Annotated in this window: 24 protein-coding genes and 2 pseudogenes; 12 read left to right on the forward strand and 14 right to left on the reverse strand. The window is 61.7% G+C overall.

The features are described 5' to 3' along the window. Positions 1 to 155: 155 nt before the first annotated feature. Positions 156 to 1,067 (forward strand): oxygen-dependent coproporphyrinogen oxidase, encoded by a 912-nt coding sequence (hemF, locus tag ACZ5KU_RS00120; protein WP_419737192.1) that lies wholly within the window; start codon positions 156 to 158, stop codon positions 1,065 to 1,067. Positions 1,068 to 1,137: 70 nt separating this feature from the next. Further along, on the forward strand, positions 1,138 to 1,959 hold the full coding sequence (gene aroE / locus ACZ5KU_RS00125) for a shikimate dehydrogenase (RefSeq protein ID WP_054063410.1): 822 nt from the start codon (positions 1,138 to 1,140) through the stop codon (positions 1,957 to 1,959). Between the two features lie 249 nt (positions 1,960 to 2,208). On the opposite strand, the gene ACZ5KU_RS00130 is transcribed toward aroE, so the two are convergent. The 3 genes from ACZ5KU_RS00130 to betC all read right to left on the reverse strand — a co-directional run bounded on the left by ACZ5KU_RS00130 (position 2,209) and on the right by betC (position 6,427). Continuing rightward, on the reverse strand, positions 2,209 to 3,777 hold the full coding sequence (locus ACZ5KU_RS00130; RefSeq protein WP_464736697.1) for a SulP family inorganic anion transporter: 1,569 nt from the start codon (positions 3,775 to 3,777) through the stop codon (positions 2,209 to 2,211). A 196-nt stretch (positions 3,778 to 3,973) separates the two neighbouring features. Continuing rightward, positions 3,974 to 4,894 carry a choline ABC transporter substrate-binding protein gene (gene choX / locus ACZ5KU_RS00135; RefSeq protein WP_273824868.1) on the reverse strand — a complete coding sequence of 307 codons (921 nt, stop codon included), beginning with the start codon at positions 4,892 to 4,894 and terminating at the stop codon, positions 3,974 to 3,976. Positions 4,895 to 4,912: 18 nt separating this feature from the next. Next, positions 4,913 to 6,427: a choline-sulfatase gene (betC, locus tag ACZ5KU_RS00140; RefSeq protein ID WP_464736698.1), complete on the reverse strand. Its 1,515-nt coding sequence runs from the start codon at positions 6,425 to 6,427 to the stop codon at positions 4,913 to 4,915. 115 nt (positions 6,428 to 6,542) lie between these two features. Between betC and ACZ5KU_RS00145 the strand changes: the two genes are divergently transcribed. Further along, positions 6,543 to 7,493, forward strand: coding sequence for a choline sulfate utilization transcriptional regulator (locus ACZ5KU_RS00145; protein ID WP_054063406.1), 951 nt, complete (start codon positions 6,543 to 6,545; stop codon positions 7,491 to 7,493). 37 nt (positions 7,494 to 7,530) lie between these two features. Then, the gene (locus ACZ5KU_RS00150; protein WP_054061331.1) at positions 7,531 to 7,857 is read left to right on the forward strand and encodes a DOPA 4,5-dioxygenase family protein; all 327 of its coding nucleotides are present in this window, start codon (positions 7,531 to 7,533) and stop codon (positions 7,855 to 7,857) included. 335 nt (positions 7,858 to 8,192) lie between these two features. Here the strand turns inward: ACZ5KU_RS00150 and ACZ5KU_RS00155 are convergent, their stop codons facing one another. The 6 genes from ACZ5KU_RS00155 to trpB all read right to left on the reverse strand — a co-directional run bounded on the left by ACZ5KU_RS00155 (position 8,193) and on the right by trpB (position 14,405). Next, positions 8,193 to 9,299 (reverse strand): hypothetical protein, encoded by a 1,107-nt coding sequence (locus tag ACZ5KU_RS00155; RefSeq protein ID WP_464736699.1) that lies wholly within the window; start codon positions 9,297 to 9,299, stop codon positions 8,193 to 8,195. Between the two features lie 200 nt (positions 9,300 to 9,499). Beyond that, entirely contained in the window at positions 9,500 to 10,354 is an 855-nt protein-coding gene (locus tag ACZ5KU_RS00160) for a hypothetical protein (protein WP_152974525.1), read from the reverse strand. A gap of 215 nt (positions 10,355 to 10,569) precedes the next feature. After that, entirely contained in the window at positions 10,570 to 11,097 is a 528-nt protein-coding gene (locus ACZ5KU_RS00165; RefSeq protein WP_464737449.1) for a geranylgeranylglyceryl/heptaprenylglyceryl phosphate synthase, read from the reverse strand. Then, positions 11,097 to 12,131 (reverse strand): hypothetical protein, encoded by a 1,035-nt coding sequence (locus ACZ5KU_RS00170; protein WP_152974559.1) that lies wholly within the window; start codon positions 12,129 to 12,131, stop codon positions 11,097 to 11,099. Before ACZ5KU_RS00170 ends, ACZ5KU_RS00165 begins: the two co-directional genes overlap by 1 nt. Positions 12,132 to 12,375: 244 nt before the next feature. Continuing rightward, positions 12,376 to 13,185: a tryptophan synthase subunit alpha gene (trpA, locus tag ACZ5KU_RS00175; RefSeq protein WP_416771169.1), complete on the reverse strand. Its 810-nt coding sequence runs from the start codon at positions 13,183 to 13,185 to the stop codon at positions 12,376 to 12,378. Then, the gene (gene trpB, locus ACZ5KU_RS00180) at positions 13,185 to 14,405 is read right to left on the reverse strand and encodes a tryptophan synthase subunit beta (protein WP_054061180.1); all 1,221 of its coding nucleotides are present in this window, start codon (positions 14,403 to 14,405) and stop codon (positions 13,185 to 13,187) included. The genes trpA and trpB overlap by 1 nt, the downstream gene beginning before the upstream one ends. Positions 14,406 to 14,516: 111 nt before the next feature. Between trpB and ACZ5KU_RS00185 the strand changes: the two are divergent. Then, positions 14,517 to 15,442 (forward strand): annotated as a pseudogene (locus ACZ5KU_RS00185) (LysR family transcriptional regulator). On the opposite strand, the gene ACZ5KU_RS00190 reads toward ACZ5KU_RS00185, so the two are convergent. Further along, positions 15,415 to 15,741, reverse strand: a complete 327-nt coding sequence (locus ACZ5KU_RS00190) for an ElaB/YgaM/YqjD family protein (protein ID WP_017902536.1) — start codon at positions 15,739 to 15,741, stop codon at positions 15,415 to 15,417. The pseudogene ACZ5KU_RS00185 and the gene ACZ5KU_RS00190 overlap by 28 nt on opposite strands. A gap of 161 nt (positions 15,742 to 15,902) precedes the next feature. Here ACZ5KU_RS00190 and ACZ5KU_RS00195 point away from each other — a divergent pair, with 161 nt between their 5' ends. Next, positions 15,903 to 16,118, forward strand: a complete 216-nt coding sequence (locus ACZ5KU_RS00195; RefSeq protein WP_017902537.1) for a dodecin — start codon at positions 15,903 to 15,905, stop codon at positions 16,116 to 16,118. 136 nt (positions 16,119 to 16,254) lie between these two features. Then, complete coding sequence (locus ACZ5KU_RS00200; RefSeq protein WP_054057621.1) at positions 16,255 to 16,488, forward strand: DUF1161 domain-containing protein; 234 nt, start codon at positions 16,255 to 16,257, stop codon at positions 16,486 to 16,488. 60 nt (positions 16,489 to 16,548) lie between these two features. Here the strand turns inward: ACZ5KU_RS00200 and ACZ5KU_RS00205 are convergent, their stop codons facing one another. Then, positions 16,549 to 17,550, reverse strand: a complete 1,002-nt coding sequence (locus ACZ5KU_RS00205; protein WP_416771174.1) for an LLM class flavin-dependent oxidoreductase — start codon at positions 17,548 to 17,550, stop codon at positions 16,549 to 16,551. Positions 17,551 to 17,770: 220 nt separating this feature from the next. Here ACZ5KU_RS00205 and ACZ5KU_RS00210 point away from each other — a divergent pair, with 220 nt between their 5' ends. Together ACZ5KU_RS00210 and ACZ5KU_RS00215 are read left to right on the forward strand one after the other, a co-directional pair. Then, complete coding sequence (locus tag ACZ5KU_RS00210) at positions 17,771 to 18,202, forward strand: OsmC family protein (RefSeq protein ID WP_054057619.1); 432 nt, start codon at positions 17,771 to 17,773, stop codon at positions 18,200 to 18,202. Between the two features lie 246 nt (positions 18,203 to 18,448). Next, positions 18,449 to 18,688, forward strand: coding sequence for a DUF1161 domain-containing protein (locus tag ACZ5KU_RS00215; RefSeq protein ID WP_054063398.1), 240 nt, complete (start codon positions 18,449 to 18,451; stop codon positions 18,686 to 18,688). Between the two features lie 5 nt (positions 18,689 to 18,693). On the opposite strand, the pseudogene ACZ5KU_RS00220 reads toward ACZ5KU_RS00215, so the two are convergent. Next, positions 18,694 to 19,106 (reverse strand): annotated as a pseudogene (locus tag ACZ5KU_RS00220) (PA0061/PA0062 family lipoprotein). Positions 19,107 to 19,252: 146 nt separating this feature from the next. On the opposite strand from ACZ5KU_RS00220, the gene ACZ5KU_RS00225 reads away from it, so the two are divergent. Next, positions 19,253 to 20,311, forward strand: a complete 1,059-nt coding sequence (locus ACZ5KU_RS00225; RefSeq protein WP_054057617.1) for an aminopeptidase — start codon at positions 19,253 to 19,255, stop codon at positions 20,309 to 20,311. Positions 20,312 to 20,416: 105 nt separating this feature from the next. Here ACZ5KU_RS00225 and ACZ5KU_RS00230 read toward each other — a convergent pair whose 3' ends face one another. Together ACZ5KU_RS00230 and ACZ5KU_RS00235 are read right to left on the reverse strand one after the other, a co-directional pair. Beyond that, positions 20,417 to 21,061: an HAD family hydrolase gene (locus ACZ5KU_RS00230; protein WP_054057616.1), complete on the reverse strand. Its 645-nt coding sequence runs from the start codon at positions 21,059 to 21,061 to the stop codon at positions 20,417 to 20,419. Between the two features lie 28 nt (positions 21,062 to 21,089). Beyond that, positions 21,090 to 21,638, reverse strand: coding sequence for a gamma carbonic anhydrase family protein (locus tag ACZ5KU_RS00235; protein ID WP_054063397.1), 549 nt, complete (start codon positions 21,636 to 21,638; stop codon positions 21,090 to 21,092). A 54-nt stretch (positions 21,639 to 21,692) separates the two neighbouring features. Here ACZ5KU_RS00235 and prlC point away from each other — a divergent pair, with 54 nt between their 5' ends. Together prlC and ACZ5KU_RS00245 are read left to right on the forward strand one after the other, a co-directional pair. Then, positions 21,693 to 23,792, forward strand: a complete 2,100-nt coding sequence (gene prlC / locus ACZ5KU_RS00240; protein WP_464736700.1) for an oligopeptidase A — start codon at positions 21,693 to 21,695, stop codon at positions 23,790 to 23,792. Next, on the forward strand, positions 23,789 to 24,070 hold the full coding sequence (locus ACZ5KU_RS00245; protein WP_054057613.1) for a YheV family putative zinc ribbon protein: 282 nt from the start codon (positions 23,789 to 23,791) through the stop codon (positions 24,068 to 24,070). The genes prlC and ACZ5KU_RS00245 overlap by 4 nt, the downstream gene beginning before the upstream one ends. Positions 24,071 to 24,114: the final 44 nt, after the last annotated feature.

The following is a 24,114-nucleotide window of genomic DNA, read 5'->3' on the forward strand; positions in this document are numbered from 1 at the left end:
AAATGATTTCTTGCAAAGCCTGAAGATCCCCTATCGGACTCCTTCGCTTGACCTTCGTCAACTGCGACTGTCACGGGCACGGTGTTATGCTACGGGCCTTTTGCCGCCGGCACGTCAGATCTGCCGCGTAGCTTTGCCCGATTCCAGGTGATGCCATGACTACCCGCACCGAAGCCGTTAAAGCCTACCTGCTCGACCTGCAAGACCGTATCTGCGCTGCGCTGGAAGCCGAGGATGGCGGTGCGCGTTTCGTCGAAGACGCCTGGACCCGCCCTGCCGGTGGCGGCGGACGGACCCGGGTGATCGCCGACGGCCAGGTCATCGAGAAAGGTGGCGTGAATTTCTCCCACGTCTTCGGTGCCGGCCTGCCGCCTTCGGCCAGTGCCCACCGGCCGGAACTGGCCGGGCGCGGCTTCGAGGCGCTGGGGGTGTCCCTGGTGATCCACCCGCACAACCCGTATGTGCCGACCTCCCACGCCAACGTGCGCTTCTTCATCGCCGAGAAGGAAGGCGAAGAGCCGGTCTGGTGGTTTGGCGGCGGTTTCGACCTGACGCCCTACTACGGCAACGAGGAAGACTGCGTGCACTGGCACCGTGTCGCCGAACAGGCCTGCGCGCCGTTCGGGGCGGATGTCTACCCGCGCTACAAGGCCTGGTGCGACAGCTATTTCCACATCAAGCACCGCAACGAACCGCGGGGCATCGGTGGCCTGTTCTTCGACGACCTGAACGAGTGGGACTTCGACACCTGCTTCGCCTTCATGCGGGCGATCGGCGATGCCTACATCGAGGCCTACCTGCCGATCGTGCAGCGGCGCAAGGCGCAGGCCTGGACCGAGCAGCAGCGCCAGTTCCAGGAATTCCGCCGTGGGCGTTATGTGGAGTTCAACCTGGTGTACGACCGTGGCACCCTGTTCGGCCTGCAATCGGGTGGGCGTACCGAGTCGATCCTGATGTCGCTGCCGCCGCAGGTGCGCTGGGGTTACGACTGGAAGGCCGAGCCGGGTAGCGAAGAGGCGCGGTTGACCGAGTACTTCCTGCAGGATCGGGATTGGCTGGCGGTTTAGCCCGCAACGACCGAATTCCCACCCTATTGATCTGACCGCTGGCCCGCCAGCCCCGACAGGACCCTGTTTGATGGATCGTTACGTTGTCTTCGGCAATCCCATCGGCCACAGCAAGTCGCCGCTGATCCACCGCCTGTTCGCCGAACAGACCGGCCAGCGGTTGGACTACAGCACGCTGCTGGCGCCGCTGGACGATTTTTCCGGCTGTGCCCGGGCGTTCTTCCAGGAAGGTCGTGGCGCCAACGTCACCGTGCCGTTCAAGGAAGAGGCCTTCCGCCTGGCCGACAGCCTGACCGACCGGGCGCGGCGAGCCGGCGCGGTGAATACCCTGAGCAAACTGGCCGATGGCAGCCTGCTGGGCGACAACACCGACGGTGCCGGGCTGGTGCGCGATCTTGAGGTCAACGCCGGCTTCAGCCTGCAAGGCCAGCGCATCCTGCTACTGGGGGCCGGCGGCGCGGTACGCGGTGCCCTGGAGCCATTGCTGGCGCAGCAACCGGCGTCGGTGGTGATCGCCAACCGCACCGTCGAGAAGGCCGAGCTGCTGGCCGAGCTGTTCGCCGATCTGGGGCCGGTGTCCGCCAGCGGTTTCGAGTGGTTGCGCGAGCCGGTGGATCTGATCATCAACGCCACCTCGGCCAGCCTGTCCGGCGATGTGCCGCCGATTGCGCCGAGCCTGGTCGAACCCGGCAAGACCGTTTGCTACGACATGATGTACGGCAAGGAACCGACCGCATTCTGCCGCTGGGCCAGCGCGCAATCGGCGGCGGTGGCCCTGGATGGCCTGGGCATGCTCGCCGAACAGGCGGCGGTTGCCTTCGAGCTGTGGCGTGGCGTGCGCCCGGACACGGCGCCGGTGCTGGCCGAGTTGCGGCGCCTGCTGGCTGCCTGAATTCCACAAGTTACCGCGAACCTTGTAGATACTCTTTCCCGGTCAAACTTCGATCGTTCCCACGCTTGGCGTGGGAACGATCATCAATCGCCGCAGCCCCTGTAGGAGCCGGGCTTGCCCGCGAAGGCGATTTTACCGGCGCCACACTGCTTCGGGATGAATGGCCGCCTTTGGCGGTTCGCGGGCAAGCCCGGCTCCTACAAGGGGTAGCGTTGTACATGGGAACGGCGGTGCATCAGGAGAGCGTGCTCAATCCTCGAAACGGATCGGGCACCTATCCACACCCTCGAGCTTGACCAACTCCTCGACCACCTGCGCCCGTGCCTTCCTCAACGTCAGGCTGCGCCCCTCCCGCGCCAGCCGGCGCGCCTCCTGGTGCAGCATCTCCACCCCGGAATAGTCGATGAAGTTGATCTGCTGCGCTTCGATCACCACCCGCGGCCCTTTCAACCGCTGCAGGCGCACCTGCAGGTAATGGCTGGCGCCGAAGAAGATCGACCCGCCGACCCGCAGCACCTCTTCGTCACCGTCGCGCCAGTGCTGCACCCGGGGTTGCGAGGTGCGCTTGAGGTAGAAGAACAGCGAGGCCAGCACCCCGGCATAGATCGCCGTCTGCAGCTCCAGCAGCAGGGTCGCCACGCAGGTCAGTGACATCACCGCGAACTCGGCATGGCTGACGCGCAACAGTGCGCGGATGCCGCGGTGATCCACCAGCCCCCAACTGATCAGCAGGATGCTGCCGGCCATGGCCGGAATCGGGATGTGGGCGATCAGCGCCGAGCCGCACACCGCGAACAGCGCCACCCACAGTGCCGAGAACACCCCGGCCAGCGGTGAGCAGGCTCCGGCCTCGTAACTGAGGGCGGCGCGGGTGAACGAACCGGCGGACAGGTAGCCGGAAAACAGGCTGCCGACGATATTCGACAGGCCCTGGGCACGCACTTCCTGATTGGCATCGAGCAACTGCTGCGAGCGGGCGGACAACGAGCGGGCGATCGACAGGCTCGTCACCAGCCCGAGCATGCCCACGGCGACGGCGCTGGGCAGCAGCCGCAGCACAGCTTCCAGATCCAGCGGCAACGGGCTGAACGGCGGCAGGCGCCCGACGAAACCCTCGACCCGTTGCACGTGGCCGAACATCGCCGGCCACAGCCAGACCAGCAGGCTGGCCAGCACCAGGGTGATCAGCAACGTCGGCCAGCGCGGCAGCAGCGACTTGAGCAGCAGGCCGACCACCAGCGTGCCGAGCCCTAGCGCCAGCGAAGGCCGGTCGATTTCGCCGATATGCTGCATGAGCGCCAGCAGGCTATTGAGCGCGGTGGCCTGGTTGGGAACATCGATGCCCAACAGGTTGGGCAATTGGCCGAGGGCAATCACCACGGCGGCGCCGAGGGTGAAGCCGAGCACCACCGAATGCGAAACGAAGTTCACCAGGGCGCCGAAGCGCAGCAGGCCCAGCAGCCACTGGAAGATCCCGGCGATGAAGGTCAGCAGCAGGATCAGGGTGATGTAGTCCTGGCTGCCGGGCACGGCCAGCGGACTGACGCTGGCGAACAGGACGATGGAGATCGCCGCGGTGGGCCCGCAGATCAGGTGCCAGGACGAGCCCCAGAGGCAGGCGATCAGCACCGGCACGATGGCCGCGTACAGGCCGTACTCCGGCGGCAGGCCGGCGATCAGGGCGTAGGCCACCGATTGCGGCAGGGCAAGGATGGCGCCGCTCAGGCCGACGACCAGGTCACGGCTGACGCTGGCGCGGCTCTGCCGGGGCAGCCAGCTGAGAAATGGCAGGAATGCGTGGCGGTTGGTCCGGCCCATGGGGTTCTCGGTTGGATGAGTCGTGTCGGGGGCAGTGTGCCAGAAGGCCTGGTGATCGTTGGTCGTTCCCACGCTCCCTGTGGGAATGCGGCCTGTGACGCTGTGGGTCACAAGAGCGGACGCCGAGCGTCCAGAGAGTCATTCCCACGCGGAGCGTGGGAATGATCGGTAACAGATGAATCAGGCAGCCCGAAGCTCAGAGCCTGGCCTTCACCGCCGCCAGCCCATCCTGGCCATCCGCAGTCTTCACCCCGTCCAGCCACTTGTCCAGCACCGCCGGGTTGGCCTTGATCCAGGCCCTGGCCGCGTCGGCATTGCTCAGCTTCCTGTTCGCCACCTCGGCCATGATGCTGTTTTCCATGTCGAGGGTGAAGCCCAGGTTGGCAAACAGCTTGCCGACGTTCGGACAGGCCTGTGCATAACCCTTGCGGGTCACGGTATAGACGCTTCCGCTGTCGCCGAAGTACTTCTCGCCGCCCTTGAGGTAATGCATCTTGATCTGCACGTTCATCGGGTGCGGCGTCCAGCCGAGGAACACCACGAACTTCTGTTTCTTGATCGACCGGCCGACCTCGGCCAGCATCGCCTGCTCGCTGGACTCCACCAGCTTCCACTGGCCCAGGTCGAACTCGTCGTTCTTGATGATCTGTGCCAGCGAGGCATTGGCCGGTGCGCCGGAGCCGATGCCATAGAGCTTCTTGTCGAACTTGTCGGCGAACTTGTGCAGGTCGGCGAAGTCATGCACGCCGGCGTCCCACACGTAGTCCGGGACCGCCAGGGTGAATTCGGTGCCTTCGAGGTTCTTCGCCAGTTGCGTGACATCGCCGTTGGCGATGAACTTGTCATGGAAGCCCTGCTGCGCCGGCATCCAGTTGCCGAGGAACACGTCCACCTGGCCATCCTTGAGGCCACCGTAGGTGATCGGCACCGCCAGGGTGTCGACCTTGGCCTTGTAGCCCAGGCCTTCGAGCAGCAGGCTGGCGATGGCGTTGGTCGCGGCGATGTCGCTCCAGCCCGGATCGGCCATTTTCACCGTGTCGCAGGCTGGGTCGGCATGGGCGCCCAGGCTGCTCGCGGCCAGCAGCCCGGCGCAGAGGATTGTGGATAACTTCTTCATGGCTTCCCCTTGTGTTCGTTATTGGTTTTGGCAGGGTTGTGGATAACGGGCCTTGCGCTCCAGATCGTCGAGGTCGATATGGTTGCGCATGTATTGCTGACTGGCGTCTACCATCGGCTGGTGGTCCCAGCTCTTCAGCTTTCCGAGGGTCAGGGCGTCGGCGACGAAGCGCCGGCGTCGCTGGCTGGCGAGCACCTGTTGGTGGATCGCCGGGATGTTCCATTTCGCCCGGGCTTCGGCCAGGAAGTCGTTGAACAGTGGCTGGTGCTGCGGTGACTGGCTGAGGTCTTCCTCTTCCCGTGGATCGTTGTGGATATCGTAGAGCAGGCAGGGATCGTCTTCGCTGTAGATGAACTTGTACGCACCGCGGCGGATCATCATCAGCGGGCTGACGGTGCCTTCGGCCATGTATTCGCCGAACACCTCGTCGTGCCCGCCCTCGCCCGCCAGGTGTGGCAGCAGCGAGCGGCCGTCCAGCGGCAGGTCGGCCTGCACGCGGCCGCCGGCCAGTTCCACCAGGGTCGGCAGCAGGTCGGCGGTGGACACGGCGGCGCCGACCCGCTTGGCGGCGAACTGCCCCGGTGCGCTGATCAGCAGCGGTACCCGGGCGGACATCTCGAACCAGTGCATCTTGTACCAGAGCCCGCGCTCGCCCAGCATGTCGCCGTGGTCGCCGGAGAACACGATGAGGGTGTCGTCGGCCAGGCCGATGTCTTCCAGGGTCTGCAGCAGCTTGCCGACGTTGCTGTCGATGTAGCTGCAGGCGCCGAAGTAGGCGCGGCGCGCATCGCGGATCTTATCCACAGGCAGCGGCTTGTCCCACAGGTCGTAGACCTTGAGCAGGCGCTGCGAGTGCGGGTCGAGGCTGGCCTGGGCCGGCGTGTGCGGCAGCGGGATGTCCTCGTCGCGGTACAGGTCCCAGAACGCCTTGGGAATGGTGTACGGGTCGTGGGGATGGGTCATCGACACGGTCAGGCAGAAGGGCCGGTCGCCGCCTTCGCGCACATGGTCGAACAGGTACTGCTGGGCCTTGAACACCACCTCTTCATCGAAGTCCAGCTGGTTGGTGCGCACGCAGGGCCCGGCCTGCAACACCGAGGACATGTTGTGGTACCAGCTGGGGCGCACGTCCGGTTCGTCCCAGTTCACCGCCCAGCCGTAATCCGCCGGGTAGATGTCGCTGGTCAGGCGTTCCTCGTAGCCGTGGAGCTGGTCGGGGCCGCAGAAGTGCATCTTGCCCGACAGCGCGGTGCGGTAGCCCAGGCGACGCAGGTAGTGGGCGTAGGTCGGAACGTCGGCGGGGAAATCGGCGGCGTTGTCGTAGGCGCCGATCCTGCTTGGCAACTGGCCGCTGACCAGGGTGAAGCGCGAAGGGGCACACAGCGGGCTGTTGCAGTAGGCGGCATCGAACACCACCGCCTCGGCGGCCAGGCGGCTCAGGTTCGGCAGCTTGATCGGCGATGGGCCGTAGAGGGGCAACAGCGGCGCGGCCATCTGGTCGGCCATGATGAAGAGAATGTTCTTGCGCTTCATGGTATCGCGGCGTTCCATAGTCAATTGTTATGCGATAGTGCTGCGATCGAGCATGTGGCCTTTGCCCTCGGACGGTAAAGCCCATGCCACACAATGACTAGGATAAGTACCGCTTATGTTTGATGCGCTGGGTGAGTTGTCTCTCGACCTGCTGCGGGTGTTCGAAGCGGCGGCCCGTCATCGCAGTTTCACCGCCGCGGCGGTCGAGCTGGGCACTACCCAGCCGGCGATCAGCCAGCAGATCAAGCGCCTGGAGGAACAGCTGGCGACACGGCTGTTCGACCGCATTTACCGGGGCATCGAACTGACCGAGGCCGGCCTGCTGCTGTTCGAGCAGGTCCAGGCGGGCCTGCAGAGCATCGACAGTGGCCTGAGTGCGGTAACTGCCCATAGCCGGCATGAGGTGCTGCAGGTCGCCACCGACTTCGCCTTCGCCGCGTACTGGCTGATGCCGCGGCTGCACCGTTTCCATGCGGCCAACCCGCTGGTCGATGTCAGCCTGGTGACCAGCGAGCGCAGCCACAACATGCTGCGCAGCGACATCGACGTGGCCGTGCTGTTTGGCCAGGGCCGCTTCAAGCAGGGCGAAAGCCACTGGCTGTTCAGCGAGGAAGTGTTCCCGGTGTGCAGCCCGCAGTTGCTCCAGGGCCGCGAGCGGCCGCTGGCGACCGAGGCGTTGCTGGAGTTTCCCTTGCTGCACCTCAAGGGCGAGAACAGCAGCCACTGGTTCGACTGGGCCGGGGTGTTTCGCGAGTTGGGCCTGACCAGCGCGCCGGCACCGGGGCAACTGCGCTTCGACAACTACACGCTGCTGATCCAGGCGGCGATCGGCGGCCAGGGCGTGGCCATCGGCTGGCGGCACCTTGTGGATAACCTGCTGGAGCAGGGCCTGTTGTGCCGGCCGATCAACCAGACGGTGCTGTCGACCTTCGGTTACTACGTGGTGCTGCCGCCGCGCAAACGGCGCGGGGTGTTGATCCAGCGGTTCTTCGACTGGCTGATGGCCGAGCAGGCCAGCAGTGCGCAATCGCTGGTGGGGCTGGGCTTGCCGTCGATTGCGGTGTAGCGTGGGGGATCGATCAGAGTTTTTGAAAGAGAGCGGTATGCCAGCAATCAAGGGTTACCACGCCCATGTCTATTTCGATGCCTCGACCCTCGACCAGGCCCGTGAGTTGTGCGAGCGGGCGGCGGCGACATTCCCGCTGAAGATGGGGCGGGTGCATGAGCGGCTGGTGGGGCCGCACCCGGACTGGAGCTGCCAACTGGCCTTCGACGCCGAGCAGTTTGGCGCGGTGGTGCCGTGGTTGGCGCTCAATCGCCAGGGGTTGGTGATATTCACCCACCCCCTGACGGGCGATGACCTGGCGGATCACCGCGATCATGCTATCTGGATGGGGGCGGTGCGGCCGCTGGATCTGTCGATCTTCTGATCTCCCCCGGATGGTCGCCTGGGGGTTAACTCTTCCCGCCGATGAGGCGCTCAAGCCAGCTCCCGAGACTAGGCCGGTGCCGCCTGCAACAGCGGACTGGCACCGAGTATCAACACACCCAGGCCGGCGACCAGGTGTTTGGACATTTTCATCATGGCTTTCCTCACTACAGCCCATACAGCGAAAGGAGGTTCGAAGACGGGCCTTCAAACCTCACGGGTCTTGCCATTTAGTCTGTGTGGAAAGGTATAGATTCCTTTGTATCAGGAGCTTTACCTTCGGCTGCTTAGAGGCGCTTTTCGTCGTGCTGCAACAGCAGCAAGAGCCCTCCTGGCTCAACTTTTCAATGCCGAGCTTTTTTCCTGCTTCAGGTAGATATGAGTCCTGCCATCCTCTGCTTTTTCTATCGACGTAGTCGTGTATCGACAGCCTTGCCTGAACACCTTGTAGCGGGTCTCCCCGATCTGCGCTTCGCCGGGTGTACCAGTGATGATAAAGACAACGTTGGCATCTGTTCGAGCTGGCGCAGGAGGATCTACAGGCATGAACTTGTTGATGGGCGCGGAGGTTTTATCCTCCACCCGGTTCTGGTAGAACGCGATTTCCCTGGGTGATAGAAGCTCTTCGTAACGGTAGCTGCCGGTTTGTTCGGACACCTGCGCTGAAAAACCGTCATTCAAGAGCTGGTTTAGATCCTTGCGAGAAATATTCTTGAGGGTTTCTGGAAGTGACGGCTTCTTACTCGTCTTCTCGTTGTTGAGGTAATCGACGGCTCCCGGTTTGGCGAAGAGCTCGAAGGCGGCTTTTGTCATCTCCTGCTTGATTGCGACTTTGTCCTGGTATACTTGTTCTTCTGATTGTTTTTCACCCAAGGCTTTTTCATATTTTTCCATGCTGGCAACATTACTGACCAAGGCCTGTTCTTGTATATTAACACTCGATATTTCCTTAAGTACGCTTAGGTCATTTCGACTACATACACTGTTGATCCTGGCACCCGTATATTCATTGAGCTTGCTTATGCGGGCAGAAGCTTTATCGTAGCCGCCATCATTATTTGAAGGTGCCCTTGTGAAATCCGTATTGAAGACCCTGTCGATCTTGGTTAGCCAATATAGTCTGGCTCCCATTCGTGGCGTGATATGTATACGTCCATTTTTAAAGCGTACGAACGGTCGTTGGTTTTCGCTTAGCCTCCAGGGTGATGTGTACTTTCGGTAGGATTTACAGTGCGGCTCGGCCTTGGAGATGGCTTCTAGCAATTCATTGGCAATGGCCCGGTGTTCTTTGATTCGATCTTTCTGTTCGAGAAATATTCTTTCCCGGTTACGCACATGCTCAAGCCCTTTCTTCAAATTATTGATTTCTTTCTGGCAGTTACTGAGGTCACGGGGGGCATTGAGGATATTTTGAATATTTCTTTTTCCGATTCCAAACGGCATTTTTGTTCCTTCGTGAAAAAGTAAAACGTAGGAGCCCTTGCCACCGATGGCCAGGCTCCTGAAAGTTTTAAGTTAGCTAGGCATTCGCTTTATAGAGTCGGATTGTTTTTGCTTCCATTAGAGAAAATAAATCAGTCCCCGTTTTTGTATATTTTTAAGGGTTGCTATTTTCAGGGAACTCCTGTTTGTAACTTGATTAATCAGGTGCTGGGGTTTCTGGAGAAGGGTTTGTTGGCTGTTTTATTTAAAGGTTTGCCGCTATCCCTCAACCAGAAATTTAAAAAATCCTTCGGTGGTTTTAATTGAGAATTTCCAGTCTGTTCTTCGGTTGTGTTGGATGGCCCCATACCTTTACTGGGATTGGCTGTATTTCCGCCCTGAATGGTATTGTTTGTTTTTCCCTGAGCGGGTTTCTCTATAAGCAATGTGGGAGAAACTCTATTGAAATGTATATTTCTTGGGTATGGTTTCGGTTTTTTTGGATTGCTGGATTCAGGCTTCCTCTCATTAAAGGTGGATTCACCTCCTTCTAATATTATCGAGAGCTTTGAGGTATTTTGGGCTGGATTTTCTGTTGAGGGAATATTGTTTTTTTCTTGTTGGATTTCAGTTTTTTCAGAGGGTTTTTCTTTTTGAGTTGCCAATGCTTCAGCTATTTTTTTCCTGTTGTTTTTTATTATTAACTTGTTTGTTTCAATGCCATGTTTGTTTTCGCTCTTTCTGTTCTCAAGTTTTGAGATGATATCTGCTCGGGATGTCATTTTTCCGAACTTCAGATCTATACCAAGATTTCTGATGTTCTCGGGTAGTCTTGAGTTTTCTATTCTGTGTTTTCCCGTTATTATTCCTATGGTTAGCTTTTCATTTAGGTAAGGGCTATTTTCTTTGTCTAATTTAAGAAAACCTTTTTGAGGTTGGCAGTTGACGGTGCTGATCAACTTGTCAATGAAGGTGTTTTGGTTTTTATAATATTCAATACTGGCTTCGGCAGATTTTATAGAGTTTTCTCTAACTGCCAACAAGCCTGGGGCTGACATTTTGATTGGGGGAGGCATATATAGGGTCCTTTGTTCCTGTTTGAGTTTTCATGTTGTGAGTCGACGCGAGCTACCAGTTGGAATACTCGGGCGCCGATATCGAACGGCGCTTTCAGCAATCGCTCTTTATCAACGAATCGGCGATCACTTCTGAATTCCAGGTAGGCAAAGTTTTATGACGCCCATGAAAAAGGGCCTCAGCGCCGTAGCACTGAAGCCCTTGGGTGTAGCGACTATTCGCTGGATAAGTGGCGCGCGCCACGCACCCCTTCCGCCAGCGCCGCGCACAGGCTCAGCACGCCATCGACGGCCTGTTCGCCGGTTTCGGCCTTGGCGATCTGGTCGATCAGGGCCGAACCGACCACCACGCCGTCCGCCAGGCGGGCGATGGCGGCCGCCTGTTCCGGGGTACGGATGCCGAAGCCGATGCTGATCGGCAGGTCGGTGTGGCGGCGCAGGCGGCTGACCGCCTCCTCCACGTGTTCCAGGGTGGCCGAGCCGGCACCGGTCACGCCGGCTACCGAGACGTAGTAGACGAAGCCGGAACTGCCATTGAGGACGGTGGGCAGGCGGCCGTCGGCCATTGGGTCGGTGAAGGGCATGCCCAACTCGATCACGTCGGCACCGGCCTTGGGCAGCCCCTTGAGGATCGCCAGGGAGGTGTCGTAGCCCGGGTCGCCGGCGGTGACGAAGGTCACCAGGGCGGCTGATTGCTGCTGGCAATGATCTCTTTTCTGTCGCTTTGGAAAAGTCCGATGAATTATCTTGTGCCAGGCGATTTATCCGAATTGTCCGTGTTCAGCTCCTCATAGCGAGAGATGAGGTTTTTAACGTGACCTTTCTTTATTCCTGTTAACCTATCTTCAGAGGGGCTCTGGTTTTTTTTCTGATCGTTCAGAGCATCTCTCTTTCGCGGTGGTCGGATTGGCACGGCACCCTTGTCGGCTTCAGAGTGTCCAGGGTTGGCTAATGATAATGACGCGCCCTGGCTACCAGGCGCTGTTTGTTCGTATCCGAATATTTCGTCAAATTCTTTGTCTCTGGCGTCAGCAGACATTTGAGCAAGCGCTGTGTATGAGTTATATAGCTCATCAAATTCTCTGTCTGTGGAGTCTTCGGTATCGGAACTTTCATTAGGTAGGCCAGCAGCTGTCGTTGACCGTTCGGCTCGAATATCCTGGGCGGGAGCGCTATATTCAAAGTTGCGTGGTGGCTTGACAGGCGGTGATGTTTCAGGGGGCGAGCCTTCTTGTTTGACAAACTTCAGGTTGCCGGGTGCTGGTGGAGGTTCACCAATATCGTCCAACTTATTCCCTGAGTTGAGAGTTTCGTTAAGTTTTATTTCTGAAGTGACGCGCTGTTGACTGTTATCCAAACGTTCGATCAAATCCTCGATTTTGACTCTTTGACCAGGGTTGGCAATGTTGTGAAATTTTGGGTTGAAGGGGGCGCTTGAATATCCACCGTCGCTGAGCCCAAGCTTGATAGCCAGTTTTTTTCTAAAATTCAGATTATCGCTGACGACAAATTGACTGTCTTTTTTTGAATAGCTCAAAAAAACTTTCTTGGGTTGGTTTTTTACCTGTAATAAAGCAGCCTTAGCCTTGAGTTCTAGCATCTCCGCGCGTTGCTTGTTGAGAAAATTTATCTGTGCGTTGGGCCCTGCTTGAGCGGGAACGTTCTTGCCATCTTGCAATTGCTGGTTGGCTTTATAGTTTTTCCCCGACTGCTCGCTTTGTAACATGCCGGGAGGAATAGTTGATGAACTTGAAAGGGAGGCAAGGGGACGTGTCATGATGGCCCATTCTTGAAGTCGAGACGATCCAGCACGTTAGGACTGGCGCGATCCACCGTTTAAAAGGCGGTACGAGCGTTCAATGGTTGGCGCTTGTAGAAGGGAATTCTGCCAATAAACGCCCATCGCCGGTGAATCGGTTAGCGTCTCTGAATACTTGGTAGGGAAAGGACTTTTACGCCCATGAAAAAGGGCCTCAGCGCTGTAGCACTGAAGCCCTTTGATGTAGCGACTATTCGGCGAATCAGTGGCGCGCGCCACGCACCCCTTCCGCCAGCGCCGCGCACAGGCTCAGCACGCCATCGACGGCCTGTTCGCCGGTTTCGGCCTTGGCGATCTGGTCGATCAGGGCCGAACCGACCACCACACCGTCCGCCAGGCGGGCGATGGCGGCGGCCTGTTCCGGGGTACGGATGCCGAAGCCGATGCTGATCGGCAGGTCGGTGTGGCGGCGCAGGCGGCTGACCGCCTCTTCGACATGTTCCAGGGTGGCCGAGCCGGCACCGGTCACGCCCGCGACCGAGACGTAGTAGACAAAGCCGGAACTGCCATTGAGGACGGTCGGCAGGCGGCCGTCGTCGGTGGTCGGGGTGGTCAGGCGGATGAAGTCCAGGCCGGCGGCCTGGGCCGGGTCGCACAGTTCGCCGTTATGCTCCGGCGGCAGGTCGACCACGATCAGGCCGTCGACACCGGCGGCCTTGGCCTCTTCGATGAAGCGTGCCACGCCGTAGTAGTGGATCGGGTTGAAGTAACCCATCAGTACCAACGGGGTGTCGTTGTTCTCGGCGCGGAACTCGCGAACCATCTGCAGGGTTTTCGCCAGGTTCTGCTTGGCAGCCAGGGCGCGGATGTTCGCCAACTGGATCGCCGGGCCGTCGGCCATCGGATCGGTGAAGGGCATGCCCAGCTCGATCACGTCGGCACCGGCCTTGGGCAGCCCCTTGAGGATCGCCAGGGAGGTGTCGTAGCCCGGGTCGCCGGCGGTGACGAAGGTCACCAGGGCGGCGCGGTTCTGTTGTTTCAGCTCGGCAAAGCGGGCTTGCAGGCGGCTCATCAGTGTTTCTCCTGCTGGGACTGTTGCATGTGGTGCATGACGGTTTGCATGTCCTTGTCACCGCGACCGGACAGGTTGACCACCATCAGGTGATCCTTGGGCAGGTTCGGCGCGCGCTTGAAGACTTCGGCCAGGGCGTGGGAGCTCTCCAGGGCCGGAATGATGCCTTCGAGGCGGCAGCACTGGTGGAACGCGGCCAGGGCTTCGTCATCGGTGATCGAGGTGTACTGGACGCGGCCGATGTCGTGCAACCAGGCGTGTTCCGGGCCGATGCCGGGGTAGTCCAGACCGGCGGAAATCGAGTGGGCGTCGATGATCTGGCCGTCGTCGTCCTGCAGCAGGAAGGTCCGGTTGCCATGCAGCACGCCCGGTACGCCGCCGTTCAGGCTGGCGGCGTGCTTGCCGGTCTCGATGCCGTGGCCGGCCGCCTCGACGCCGATGATCTCGACGCTGGTGTCATCGAGGAACGGGTGGAACAGGCCCATGGCGTTGGAACCGCCGCCGATGCACGCCACCAGGCTGTCGGGCAGGCGCCCTTCCTGGGCCTGCAACTGCTCGCGGGTTTCCTTGCCGATGACGGCCTGGAAGTCACGGACCATGGCCGGATACGGGTGCGGGCCGGCGACGGTGCCGATCAGGTAGAAGGTGCTGTCGACGTTGGTCACCCAGTCGCGCAACGCTTCGTTCATGGCGTCCTTGAGGGTGCCGGTGCCGGCGACCACCGGGATCACCTCGGCGCCCAGCAGCTTCATGCGGAACACGTTGGCCTGCTGGCGCTCGATGTCGGTGGTGCCCATGTAGATCACGCATTGCAGGCCGAAGCGCGCAGCCACGGTGGCGGTGGCCACGCCGTGCATGCCGGCGCCGGTCTCGGCGATGATGCGTTTCTTGCCCATGCGCCGTGCCAGCAGGATCTGGCCGATGCAGTTGTTGATCTTGTGCGCGCCGGTGTGGTTCAGCTCTTCGCGCTTGAGGTAGATCTTCGCGCCGCCGCAATGTTCGGTCAGGCGTTCGGCGAAGTACAGCGGGCTGGGACGGCCGACGTAGTCGCGCTGGAAGTAGGCCAGTTCCTCGATGAACGCCGGGTCGGCCTTGGCCGCCTCGTATTCGCGGTTCAGGTCGAGGATCAGCGGCATCAGGGTTTCAGCCACGTAGCGGCCGCCGAATGCGCCGAACAGGCCATGGGCATCGGGGCCGTTGCGCAGGGTGGACTGGGTCATGGGAGGCTCCAGGTGGGCGATGGAATGATCGATGGCTTCACTCTAACCATGACAGGCGTGGATGAAAACCGATAAGATCGCCGTAACCTGTCAGGAAAACTCACAGATATCATGAGCCGCGACCTGCCCCCGCTCAATGCCCTGCGCGCCTTCGAAGCCACGGCCCGCCTGAACAGCGTCAGCCAGGCTGCCGAACAGCTGCACGTGACCCACGGTGCGGTCAGCCGGCAACTGAAGGTGCTGGAGGAACACCTGGGGCTGAGCCTGTTCGTCAAGGATGGGCGCGGCCTGAAACTCACAGATGCCGGCATCCGCCTGCGCGATGCCAGCGCCGAGGCGTTCGAGCGGATGCGTTCGGTCTGCGCCGAACTGACCCGCGATTCGAGCGATGCACCGTTCGTCCTCGGTTGCTCCGGCAGCCTGCTGGCGCGCTGGTTTATCCCGCGGCTCGGGCGGCTGAATGCCGATTTGCCGGACCTGCGCCTGCACCTGTCCGCCGGCGAGGGCGACCTGGACCCCCGCAAGCCGGGGCTGGATGCCCTGCTGCTGTTCGCCGAGCCACCGTGGCCGGCGGACATGCAGGTGCATGAGCTGGCCTGCGAGCGCATCGGGCCGGTGATGAGCCCGCATTTTTCCCATTATGCGGCCCTGCGCCAGGCGCCGGCCCGCGCACTGGTGGGCGAGCCGCTGCTGTATACCAGTTCGCGCCCGCAGGCCTGGCCGAGCTGGGCAAGGAGTAATGGTATCGAGGCGTCCGGGTTGAAGTACGGACAGGGCTTCGAGCACCTGTATTACCTGCTGGAAGCGGCGGTGGCCGGGCTCGGGTAGCGATCGCGCCGCAGGCGCTGGTGGCCGATGACTTGCGCGCTGGTCGGCTGGTCGCGCCGTGGGGCTTCAACGAAACCCCGGGCGACTGGCCTTGTGGTTGCCGGGGCGGGCCGTGGATGGCCGCGCCCTGCAGTTGGCGCAGTGGCTCAAGGCCGAGTTGGAAAAAGGTGCCTGACCGGCCTCAATCCCCGCGCTTGCACAGCAGGTAGGCCGCCAGCAGACCCAACGCACCGACTGCCACGCCCGCCGTGGTCCATGGATGCTCCTGGGCGTAGTCACGGGTGGCGATCCCGGTCTCGCGGGTCTTCACCTTGACCTCCTCGTAGGCGTCGCTGAGCAGGTGCCGCGAATGGCGCAGGGCGCTTTCGGCGTTGCTCCTGAGGGCCTTGAGGGTCTTGCGCGATTCGTCCGAGGCGTCGTCCTTCAGGCTTTCCAGGGACTTGAGCAGGCTCTCGATCTCCGCTTCCATGCTTTGCAGTGCAGCTTTACGCAACGATGAACTGGCCATATCGGCTCTCCTCTCAGTGATGGATGGCGTCTGTGAAGTCCGACTGCACCGGTTGGCGAAAGTGCAGAAAATCTGCAATCCGCTGTGCCGACCCCATCCGGGCCCTCTGGAAAATCACTGCTAGGCTGTCCCTGACAGCCCGCAAGCCCAAGGAGAGCAGCATGAGTGATCATCACACCTACAAGAAGATCGAACTGGTCGGTTCGTCGCCCAACAGCATCGAGGAAGCGATCAACAACGCCCTGGCCGAAGCCGGCAAGAGTCTCAAGCACCTGGAGTGGTTCGAGGTGGTCGATACCCGCGGGCATATCCGCGACAACAAGGCGGCACACTTCCAGGTGACCCTCAAGGTCGGCTTCAAGATCGCCAACAGTTGAGTAAATGCTGGCACTTGTGAACTAGTCCACTGGCCGACTGCCATATAGCTTGCTATACAGAAGGCTCCAATCGAGCCTCCTGTGCGTCGCCCAAAAGCCGACGCACTTTTTTTGATACGACCAGGGAATGTGACCGATGAAGAAGCTGATTTTGGCGCTGGGTTTGTTGAGTGTCGCGGGAACGACCCTTGCGGCAGGCAAGCCATGTGACGAGCTGGAAAGGGAGATCAAGGACAAGCTGGAGTCCAAGGGCGTGCATGGCTATTCGCTGCAGATCCTGGATCGCGCCACCGGCGAGAAAGGCGCCGACGGCAAGGTGGTGGCCACCTGCGAAGCCGGTACCAAGGTCATTACCTACAAGCGCAAGTAAGCGTTCGCAGCATCAGGGCCGGCGCAATGCGCCGGCTTTTTCATGGGCGTCGATCGGGTTTCAGCCCTTCATCACCTGCGACAGCAGCTCGTAGGAGTGCAGGCGATCGGCGTGTTCGTACAGGTCACAGGTGAAGATCAGTTCGTCGGCCTGGGTGTGCTCGATCAGCACCTCCAGCTTGGCGCGGATCTTCTGCGGGCTGCCGACCATCGCCAGGCCGAGGAAGCTGGCCACGGCCTCTTTCTCATGGGGCAGCCACAGGCCGTCCATGCTCTGTACCGGCGGCCGCTGCACCAGGCTCTGGCCGCGCATCAGCGCGAGGATGCGCTGGTAGACCGAGGTTGCCAGGTAGTCGGCCTGCTCGTCGCTGTCGGCCGCCACCAGCGGCACGCCGAGCATCACGTAGGGCTTGTCGAGCACCTGCGAAGGCTTGAAGTGGTTGCGATAGACGCGGATCGCCTCATGCATGTAGCGCGGGGCGAAATGCGAGGCGAAGGCGTAGGGCAGGCCGCGCTCGCCGGCCAGTTGCGCGCTGAACAGGCTCGAACCGAGCAGCCAGACCGGCACCTGGGTGCCGGTACCGGGGACGGCGATCACGCGCTGGTCGGGGGTGCGCGGGCCGAGGTACTTCATCAGCTCGGCGACGTCTTCGGGAAAGTCGTCGGCACTGCCCGAGCGCTCGCGGCGCAGGGCGTGGGCGGTCATCTGGTCGGAACCGGGTGCCCGGCCCAGGCCCAGGTCGATCCGCCCGGGATAGAGGCTTTCCAGGGTGCCGAACTGTTCGGCGATCACCAGTGGCGCATGGTTGGGCAGCATCACCCCGCCGGAGCCGACACGAATGCTCGAGGTGCCGCCGGCGAGATAGGCCAGCAGCACCGAGGTGGCCGAGCTGGCGATGCCGTCCATGTTGTGGTGCTCGGCGACCCAGAACCGGTTGAAGCCCCACTTTTCCACATGCCGGGCCAGGTCCAGCGAGTTGCGCAGCGACTGCGCCGGGCTGCCGTCCTGGCGCACCGGTACCAGGTCGAGGGTGGAAAACTTCACGTCGGACAAGCGCTTCATAAGCCTGTTACTCCTGTTTGAGGGACAGGCTTGCGATACGCGGCGAAGGACCTGTCGGTGTTCTGGGCAATATGGGCATATACCCGAGTTTCAAGAGCAGTCTGAGTTTTTAGCCTGCAGAAATCAAAGACGACTCCTACAAGATGAACTTTGAGAGGCCGACTATTCTCAAAATTTTGGTCTGGCGCGAACCCCCGCGTCGCTTTTGAGGAGACAGTCCATGAGTATCACGAAGAAAGCCTCGGCTCACTGGGAAGGCGACCTGAAAACCGGTATCGGCTCCATTTCCACCGAAACCGGTGTCTTGCGCGAGGCACCCTATGGCTTCAAGGCACGCTTTGAGGGTGGCCGGGGCACCAACCCCGAGGAACTGATCGGCGCGGCCCATGCCGGGTGCTTTTCCATGGCCTTCTCGATGATTCTCGGCGAGGCCGGGCTCAAGGCCGACAGCATCGACACCCACGCCGAGGTGACGCTGGACCAGGTGGATGGCGGTTTTGCCATTACCGCGGTGCACCTGATTCTCAAGGCGAAGATCCCGGGTGCCAGCCAGCAGCAGTTCGATGAGCTGAGCCAGAAGGCCAAGGAGGGTTGCCCGGTGTCCAAGGTGCTGAACGCGAAGATCAGCCTGGACGCGACCCTGCTGGGCTGACTTCGCGGAACATGACCTGTGGCAGCTGGATTCCTCCGCGAAGCTTTTGGCGATCTCCGGATTGCCCCAAGAAGTTGGCCCCACAGGGTTGTGCTTTCATGGAGGGAACCGGCGCCCACGTGTGGCTCCGTTATCACAGGTTGTGAGGCGAGTCAGAACTTGATTCTCCCGTTTGTGGTCGAATCGGTATGCGGCAACTGATTGCGTACGCCCTTGCGACGCGTTGCCGCCAGAAGGAGTCTGATCATGAAACGCATTGCCCTGGGCATTTTCTGTTGCGCGCTGGCGACGCAGGCCCTGGCGGCCCCGAAGGACTGCCAGGAGTTGAAAAACGAGATCGAGGTGAAGATCCAGGCCAACGCCGTACCTTCCTACACCCTGGAGATCGTCTCCCGGGAGGAAGCCGAGAAGCATGACGTGGCGATGGTGGTCGGTACCTGTGAAAACGGCACCAAGGCGATCATCTACCAGAAAAACGATACCTGAGGCCCCTAGGGCATGCAGATCACTCGTTCATCCGAGGCGATCTGTACGCCCTTGTCGTCATACAGTCGGGCATTGGCCTGGAACCCCAGGGCAACCCCTTCCAGGTGATAACGCCGTCCTGCCTCGAAGTTCGGGTAGGACACGCTGATGTAGCAGATTCGCTGCAGCGGGTCGGTGTTCATCGCCATGCCGCCAATGTACACGTCGTAGTCGAAGCGCACGGTCAGCTCATGGGGCCGGGTGTCACCTGGAAGAAGCGCCCGTCGTCGAGGCGCTTCCTGTCCAGGGTTTCGGCCATGACCAGGGTGCCGGTGCGGGTCCCCAGGTCGATCCAGGCCATGTTCGGGTCGACCGCCGGCAGCGGTCCGGCACAGCCGCCGAGGCTGGCGAGGGCAAGGAAGGTCAGCAGCTTGCGCATGATGGATTTCGCTTGATGACAGGGGTTCAGCATACCTGTGATCAGTGGTCTTGGCTGGACGCTTTTGCCTGAATGTGGCCAATCTTCATGGAACATGTTTCGTCACGCGCGATAGTCTTGGCGCAAACCCCGACTGGATGATCCGCATGCCGCACCGGCCATTCGCTCCCCTTCTACGCCTCGGTCTGGCAGGCCTGCTGCTGCTCGCGGGCGGTTGCAGCAGCCTGGACTACTACAGCCAGCTGGCCAGCGGCCAACTGAGCCTGCTGCGCGCCCGTGAACCGGTGGCGCAGGTGATCGCCGATCCCAGCCGTCCCCAGGCGCTGCGCGAGCACCTGATCCGTTCCCAAGAGGCGCGGGCCTTCGCCAGCCAGCACCTGCATCTGCCGGACAACCGCAGCTATCGGCTGTATGCCGATATCAGGCGGCCCTACGTGGTGTGGAATGTCTTCGCCACCCCGGAATTTTCCCTGACGCCGCAGAGCCACTGTTTCCCTATCGCCGGCTGTGTCGCCTATCGCGGCTACTACAGCCAGGGCGCGGCCCGGGGCGAAGCCGCGTTGCAGCGCCAGCAGGGCCTGGATGTGTACATCGGTGGGGTCGAGGCCTACTCGACCCTGGGCTGGTTCGATGACCCGATCCTCAGCTCGATGATGAACTGGGGCGACGAGCGCCTGGCGACGCTGATCTTCCATGAGCTGGCGCACCAGCGCTTCTATGTGAAGGACGACACCGAGTTCAACGAGTCCTACGCCAATTTCGTCGAGCAGGAAGGTACCCGGCAATGGCGGGCGGCGCGCGGGTTGCCGGCGACCCTGGGCAACGAGACGCAGCAGAAGGACCAGTTCATTGCCCTGGTGCTGGAGACCCGCAAGCGCCTGCAGGCGCTCTACGCGCTGCCGTTGCCGGCCGAGCGGATGCGCGCGCGCAAGGCCGCCGAGTTCGAGCGCCTGCGCCAGGAATACCGGCGGCTGCAGGCGACGCAGTGGGCCGGCGACAAGCGCTACGATGGCTGGATCAATACGCCGCTGAACAACGCCAAGCTGTTGCCGTTCGGGCTGTATGACCAGTGGGTGCCGGCGTTTGCGGCGCTGTTCAGGCAGGTCGACGGCGATTGGCCGGCGTTTTTCACCGAGGTGGAAAGGCTGGGGGCCATGCCGCCCGAGGCGAGAAAGGCGGCGTTACAGAAATTGATGCCGGGCTGACCGGCCTCTTCGCGGGCAAGCCGCGCTCCTACAGAGAGGCCAGCGTGTGGCACAACCCTATCGGCGCGTGGCTTGCCCGCGAACGGCGCGGCTCGCTCTCGGGCCCTACACAAACGCCCGATGCAACTCGTCCAGTGTCTGGAAGTGATACGCCGGCTGCTCGGCACTCAGTTCCTCGAAGCTGCCGAACCCGTAACCCACCGCCGCCGCGGCCAGGCCGTTGCGGCGCGCGCCGATCAGGTCGTGCTTGCGGTCGCCGATCATCAGCGTATCGCCCGGTTCCAGGCCTTCCTCGGCGACCAGGTGGGCGATCAGCTCGACCTTGTCGGTCCGCGTGCCATCCAGCTCGCTGCCGTAGATCACCTTGAAGTGCCGGGCGAAGTCGAAATGCCGGGCGATCTCGCGGGCGAACACCCAGGGCTTGGAGGTGGCGATATACAGTGTGCGCCCTTGCCCGCCGAGGGTTTCCAGCAGCGGCACGACACCGTCGAACACACGGTTTTCATAGAGGCCGGTGACTTTGAAGCGCTCGCGGTAGAAATTCACCGCCTCCCAGGCCTTGGCCTCGTCGAAGCCGTAGAACTGCATGAACGCCTGCAGCAGCGGCGGGCCGATGAAGTGTTCCAGCTTGCCCAGGTCCGGCTCGTCGATACCCAGCTTGGCGAGGGCGAACTGGATCGAGCGGGTGATGCCCTCGCGTGGGTCGGTCAGGGTGCCGTCGAGGTCGAACAGAATTGTCTGGTAGTGCATGAAATGTCCCAATCCGTACAGAAAACGCTCACTCGGCGCGGTCGTAGCCTTCGGCGATGTGCTGATCCTTGAGCTTCACGTAGTTCGCGGCGCTGTAGGTGAAAAAGGCCTTCTCCTTCTCCGTCAGCGGCCGCACCTGCTTCACCGGGCTGCCGACGTAGAGAAAGCCGCTGGCCAGTTGCTTGCCCGGTGGCACCAGGCTGCCGGCGCCGACGATCACCTCGTCCTCGATCACCGCGCCATCCATGACGATACTGCCCATGCCGATCAGGATCCGGCTGCCGATGCTGCAGCCGTGCAGCATGACCTTGTGGGCGATGGTCACATCATCGCCGATCAGCAGCGGGAAGCCGTCGGGGTTGAAAGGCCCGGCGTGGGTGATGTGCAACACGCAACCGTCCTGCACGCTGGTGCGGGCGCCAATGCGGATGCGGTGCATGTCGCCACGGATCACGGTCAATGGCCAGATCGAACTGTCGTCGCCGATCTCGACATCGCCGATCACCACCGCCGAGTGGTCGACAAAAGCCCTGGAACCCAGGGACGGCGTGTGGTTCTGGTAGGTGCGAAGGGTCACGATAGGCACTCTCTCTGTTGCTGATAGCTGCGGTGGGCATTGATTGTAATTAAGATGGCCCCATCTTTGTTCCTACATGTTTTTTCAGCCAAGGTGTCCACCGTGAGCGCGAACAACCCTCTTCTGCAGCCCTACGACCTGCCGCCCTTCTCGGCGATCCGTGCCGAGCACGTGCAACCGGCCATCGAGCAGATCCTCGCCGACAACCGCAAGGCCATCGAAGGTATCCTGCAAAGCCAGGGGAAAAATCCGAGCTGGGCCGGCCTGGTGCTGGCCATGGACGAACTCAACGACCGCCTGGGCGCCGCCTGGAGCCCGGTCAGCCACCTCAACGCGGTGTGCAACAGCCAGGAACTGCGCGAAGCCTACGAGGCCTGCCTGCCGGCGCTCAGTGCCTACTCCACCGAGCTGGGCCAGAACCGCGAGCTGTTCCAGGCCTTCGAAGCCCTGGCCAACAGCCCCGAGGCCGCCGGCTTCGACGTGGCGCAGAAAACCATTCTCGAACATTCGCTGCGTGACTTCCGCCTGTCGGGTATCGACCTGCCCGAGGCCGAGCAGAAGCGTTATGCCGAGGTGCAGAGCAAGCTGTCGGAGCTGGGCAGCCGCTTCTCCAACCAGTTGCTCGACGCTACCCAGGCCTGGACCAAGCACATCACCGACGAGGCCGCCCTCGCCGGGCTGAGTGCTTCGGCCAAGGCGCAGATGGCCGCCGCGGCCCAGGCCAAGGGCCTGGAAGGCTGGCTGATCACCCTGGAATTCCCCAGCTACTACGCGGTGATGACCTACGCCGAAGACCGCGCCCTGCGCGAAGAGGTCTACGCCGCCTACTGCACCCGCGCCTCCGACCAGGGCCCCAACGCCGGCCAGTTCGACAACGGCCCGGTGATGGCTGAAATTCTCGACCTGCGCCAGGAACTGGCCAAGCTGCTGGGCTTTGCCAGCTTCGCCGAACTGAGCCTGGCGACCAAGATGGCCGATTCCAGCGACCAGGTGCTGACCTTCCTGCGCGACCTGGCCAGGCGCAGCAAGCCGTTCGCCGCCCAGGACCTGCAACAGCTCAAGGCCTACGCTGCCGAGCAGGGCTGTGCCGAACTGCAGAGCTGGGACAGCGGCTTCTACGGCGAGAAGCTTCGTGAGCAGCGCTACAGCGTGTCCCAGGAAGCCCTGCGTGCCTACTTCCCGATCGACAAGGTGCTCGGCGGCCTGTTCGCCATCGTGCAGAAGCTCTACGGCATCGAGATCGCCGAGCAGACCGGTTTCGATACCTGGCACCCGGATGTCCGCCTGTTCGAAATCAGGGAGAACGGCCAGCACGTCGGACGCTTCTTCTTCGACCTGTATGCCCGCGCGAACAAGCGGGGCGGCGCCTGGATGGACGGTGCCCGTGACCGTCGCCGCACCGCCGATGGTGTGCTGCAGAGCCCGGTGGCCAACCTGGTGTGCAACTTCGCCCCGGCCGACAGCGGCAAGCCGGCGCTGCTGACCCACGACGAAGTGACCACCCTGTTCCACGAATTCGGCCACGGCCTGCACCACCTGCTGACCCGCGTCGAGCATGCCGGGGTATCCGGTATCAACGGCGTGGCCTGGGACGCGGTGGAACTGCCGAGCCAGTTCATGGAGAACTGGTGCTGGGAGCCGGAAGGCCTGGCGCTGATCTCCGGCCACTACGAGACGGGCGAGCCACTGCCCCAGGACCTGCTGGAAAAAATGCTCGCGGCGAAGAACTTCCAGTCCGGCCTGATGATGGTGCGCCAGCTGGAGTTCTCGCTGTTCGATTTCGAACTGCATGCTGCCCACGGCGACGGCCGCAGCGTGGCCCAGGTGCTGGAGGCGGTGCGCAACGAGGTCTCGGTGATGCGTCCACCGGCCTACAACCGCTTCCCCAACAGCTTCGCGCACATCTTCGCCGGTGGCTACGCGGCCGGCTACTACAGTTACAAGTGGGCCGAGGTGCTGTCGGCGGATGCCTTCTCGCGGTTCGAGGAAGAAGGCGTGCTCAATGCCCGGACCGGTCGCGCGTTCCGCGAAGCGATCCTCGCCCGCGGTGGCTCCCAGGCACCGATGGTGCTGTTCGTCGATTTCCGTGGCCGTGAACCTTCGATTGACGCATTGTTGCGCCACAGCGGCCTGAGCGAGGACGCGGCGGCATGAGTGAGGTAGTCGTGACCAAGACCAGGAAACGCTTCATCGCCGGGGCGGTCTGCCCGGCGTGCAGCGAGCAGGACAAGCTGATGATGTGGAGCGAGGATGACGTTCCGCACCGTGAATGCGTGGCGTGCGGCTATGCCGACACGCTCAACGAACAGGGGCTGTCGGTGCCCAGGGAGTTGAGCACGCGGGTCAATACGCCGGCGGCGAAAGTCGCCGACAAGACCGTGCAAACCGTGCAGTTCTTCCCCAATCCCAAGCTGAAAAAGCCGAGCGAGTAATCGCGGTCGCCGGGCCTATCTATGTAGGTCCAGCGCCAGGCTTG

Source organism: Pseudomonas sp. Tof1, from assembly GCF_055390395.1.

Coding starts and splice junctions, on each gene's coding strand:
- hemF (WP_419737192.1), top strand. CDS start 156: ATGACTACCCGCACCGAAGCCGTTAAAGCCTACCTGCTCGACCTGCAA.
- aroE (WP_054063410.1), top strand. CDS start 1,138: ATGGATCGTTACGTTGTCTTCGGCAATCCCATCGGCCACAGCAAGTCG.
- ACZ5KU_RS00130 (WP_464736697.1), bottom strand. CDS start 3,777: ATGGGCCGGACCAACCGCCACGCATTCCTGCCATTTCTCAGCTGGCTG.
- choX (WP_273824868.1), bottom strand. CDS start 4,894: ATGAAGAAGTTATCCACAATCCTCTGCGCCGGGCTGCTGGCCGCGAGC.
- betC (WP_464736698.1), bottom strand. CDS start 6,427: ATGAAGCGCAAGAACATTCTCTTCATCATGGCCGACCAGATGGCCGCG.
- ACZ5KU_RS00145 (WP_054063406.1), top strand. CDS start 6,543: ATGTTTGATGCGCTGGGTGAGTTGTCTCTCGACCTGCTGCGGGTGTTC.
- ACZ5KU_RS00150 (WP_054061331.1), top strand. CDS start 7,531: ATGCCAGCAATCAAGGGTTACCACGCCCATGTCTATTTCGATGCCTCG.
- ACZ5KU_RS00155 (WP_464736699.1), bottom strand. CDS start 9,299: ATGCCGTTTGGAATCGGAAAAAGAAATATTCAAAATATCCTCAATGCC.
- ACZ5KU_RS00160 (WP_152974525.1), bottom strand. CDS start 10,354: ATGCCTCCCCCAATCAAAATGTCAGCCCCAGGCTTGTTGGCAGTTAGA.
- ACZ5KU_RS00170 (WP_152974559.1), bottom strand. CDS start 12,131: ATGACACGTCCCCTTGCCTCCCTTTCAAGTTCATCAACTATTCCTCCC.
- trpA (WP_416771169.1), bottom strand. CDS start 13,185: ATGAGCCGCCTGCAAGCCCGCTTTGCCGAGCTGAAACAACAGAACCGC.
- trpB (WP_054061180.1), bottom strand. CDS start 14,405: ATGACCCAGTCCACCCTGCGCAACGGCCCCGATGCCCATGGCCTGTTC.
- ACZ5KU_RS00190 (WP_017902536.1), bottom strand. CDS start 15,741: ATGGCCAGTTCATCGTTGCGTAAAGCTGCACTGCAAAGCATGGAAGCG.
- ACZ5KU_RS00195 (WP_017902537.1), top strand. CDS start 15,903: ATGAGTGATCATCACACCTACAAGAAGATCGAACTGGTCGGTTCGTCG.
- ACZ5KU_RS00200 (WP_054057621.1), top strand. CDS start 16,255: ATGAAGAAGCTGATTTTGGCGCTGGGTTTGTTGAGTGTCGCGGGAACG.
- ACZ5KU_RS00205 (WP_416771174.1), bottom strand. CDS start 17,550: ATGAAGCGCTTGTCCGACGTGAAGTTTTCCACCCTCGACCTGGTACCG.
- ACZ5KU_RS00210 (WP_054057619.1), top strand. CDS start 17,771: ATGAGTATCACGAAGAAAGCCTCGGCTCACTGGGAAGGCGACCTGAAA.
- ACZ5KU_RS00215 (WP_054063398.1), top strand. CDS start 18,449: ATGAAACGCATTGCCCTGGGCATTTTCTGTTGCGCGCTGGCGACGCAG.
- ACZ5KU_RS00225 (WP_054057617.1), top strand. CDS start 19,253: ATGCCGCACCGGCCATTCGCTCCCCTTCTACGCCTCGGTCTGGCAGGC.
- ACZ5KU_RS00230 (WP_054057616.1), bottom strand. CDS start 21,061: ATGCACTACCAGACAATTCTGTTCGACCTCGACGGCACCCTGACCGAC.
- prlC (WP_464736700.1), top strand. CDS start 21,693: ATGGCCCCATCTTTGTTCCTACATGTTTTTTCAGCCAAGGTGTCCACC.
- ACZ5KU_RS00245 (WP_054057613.1), top strand. CDS start 23,789: ATGAGTGAGGTAGTCGTGACCAAGACCAGGAAACGCTTCATCGCCGGG.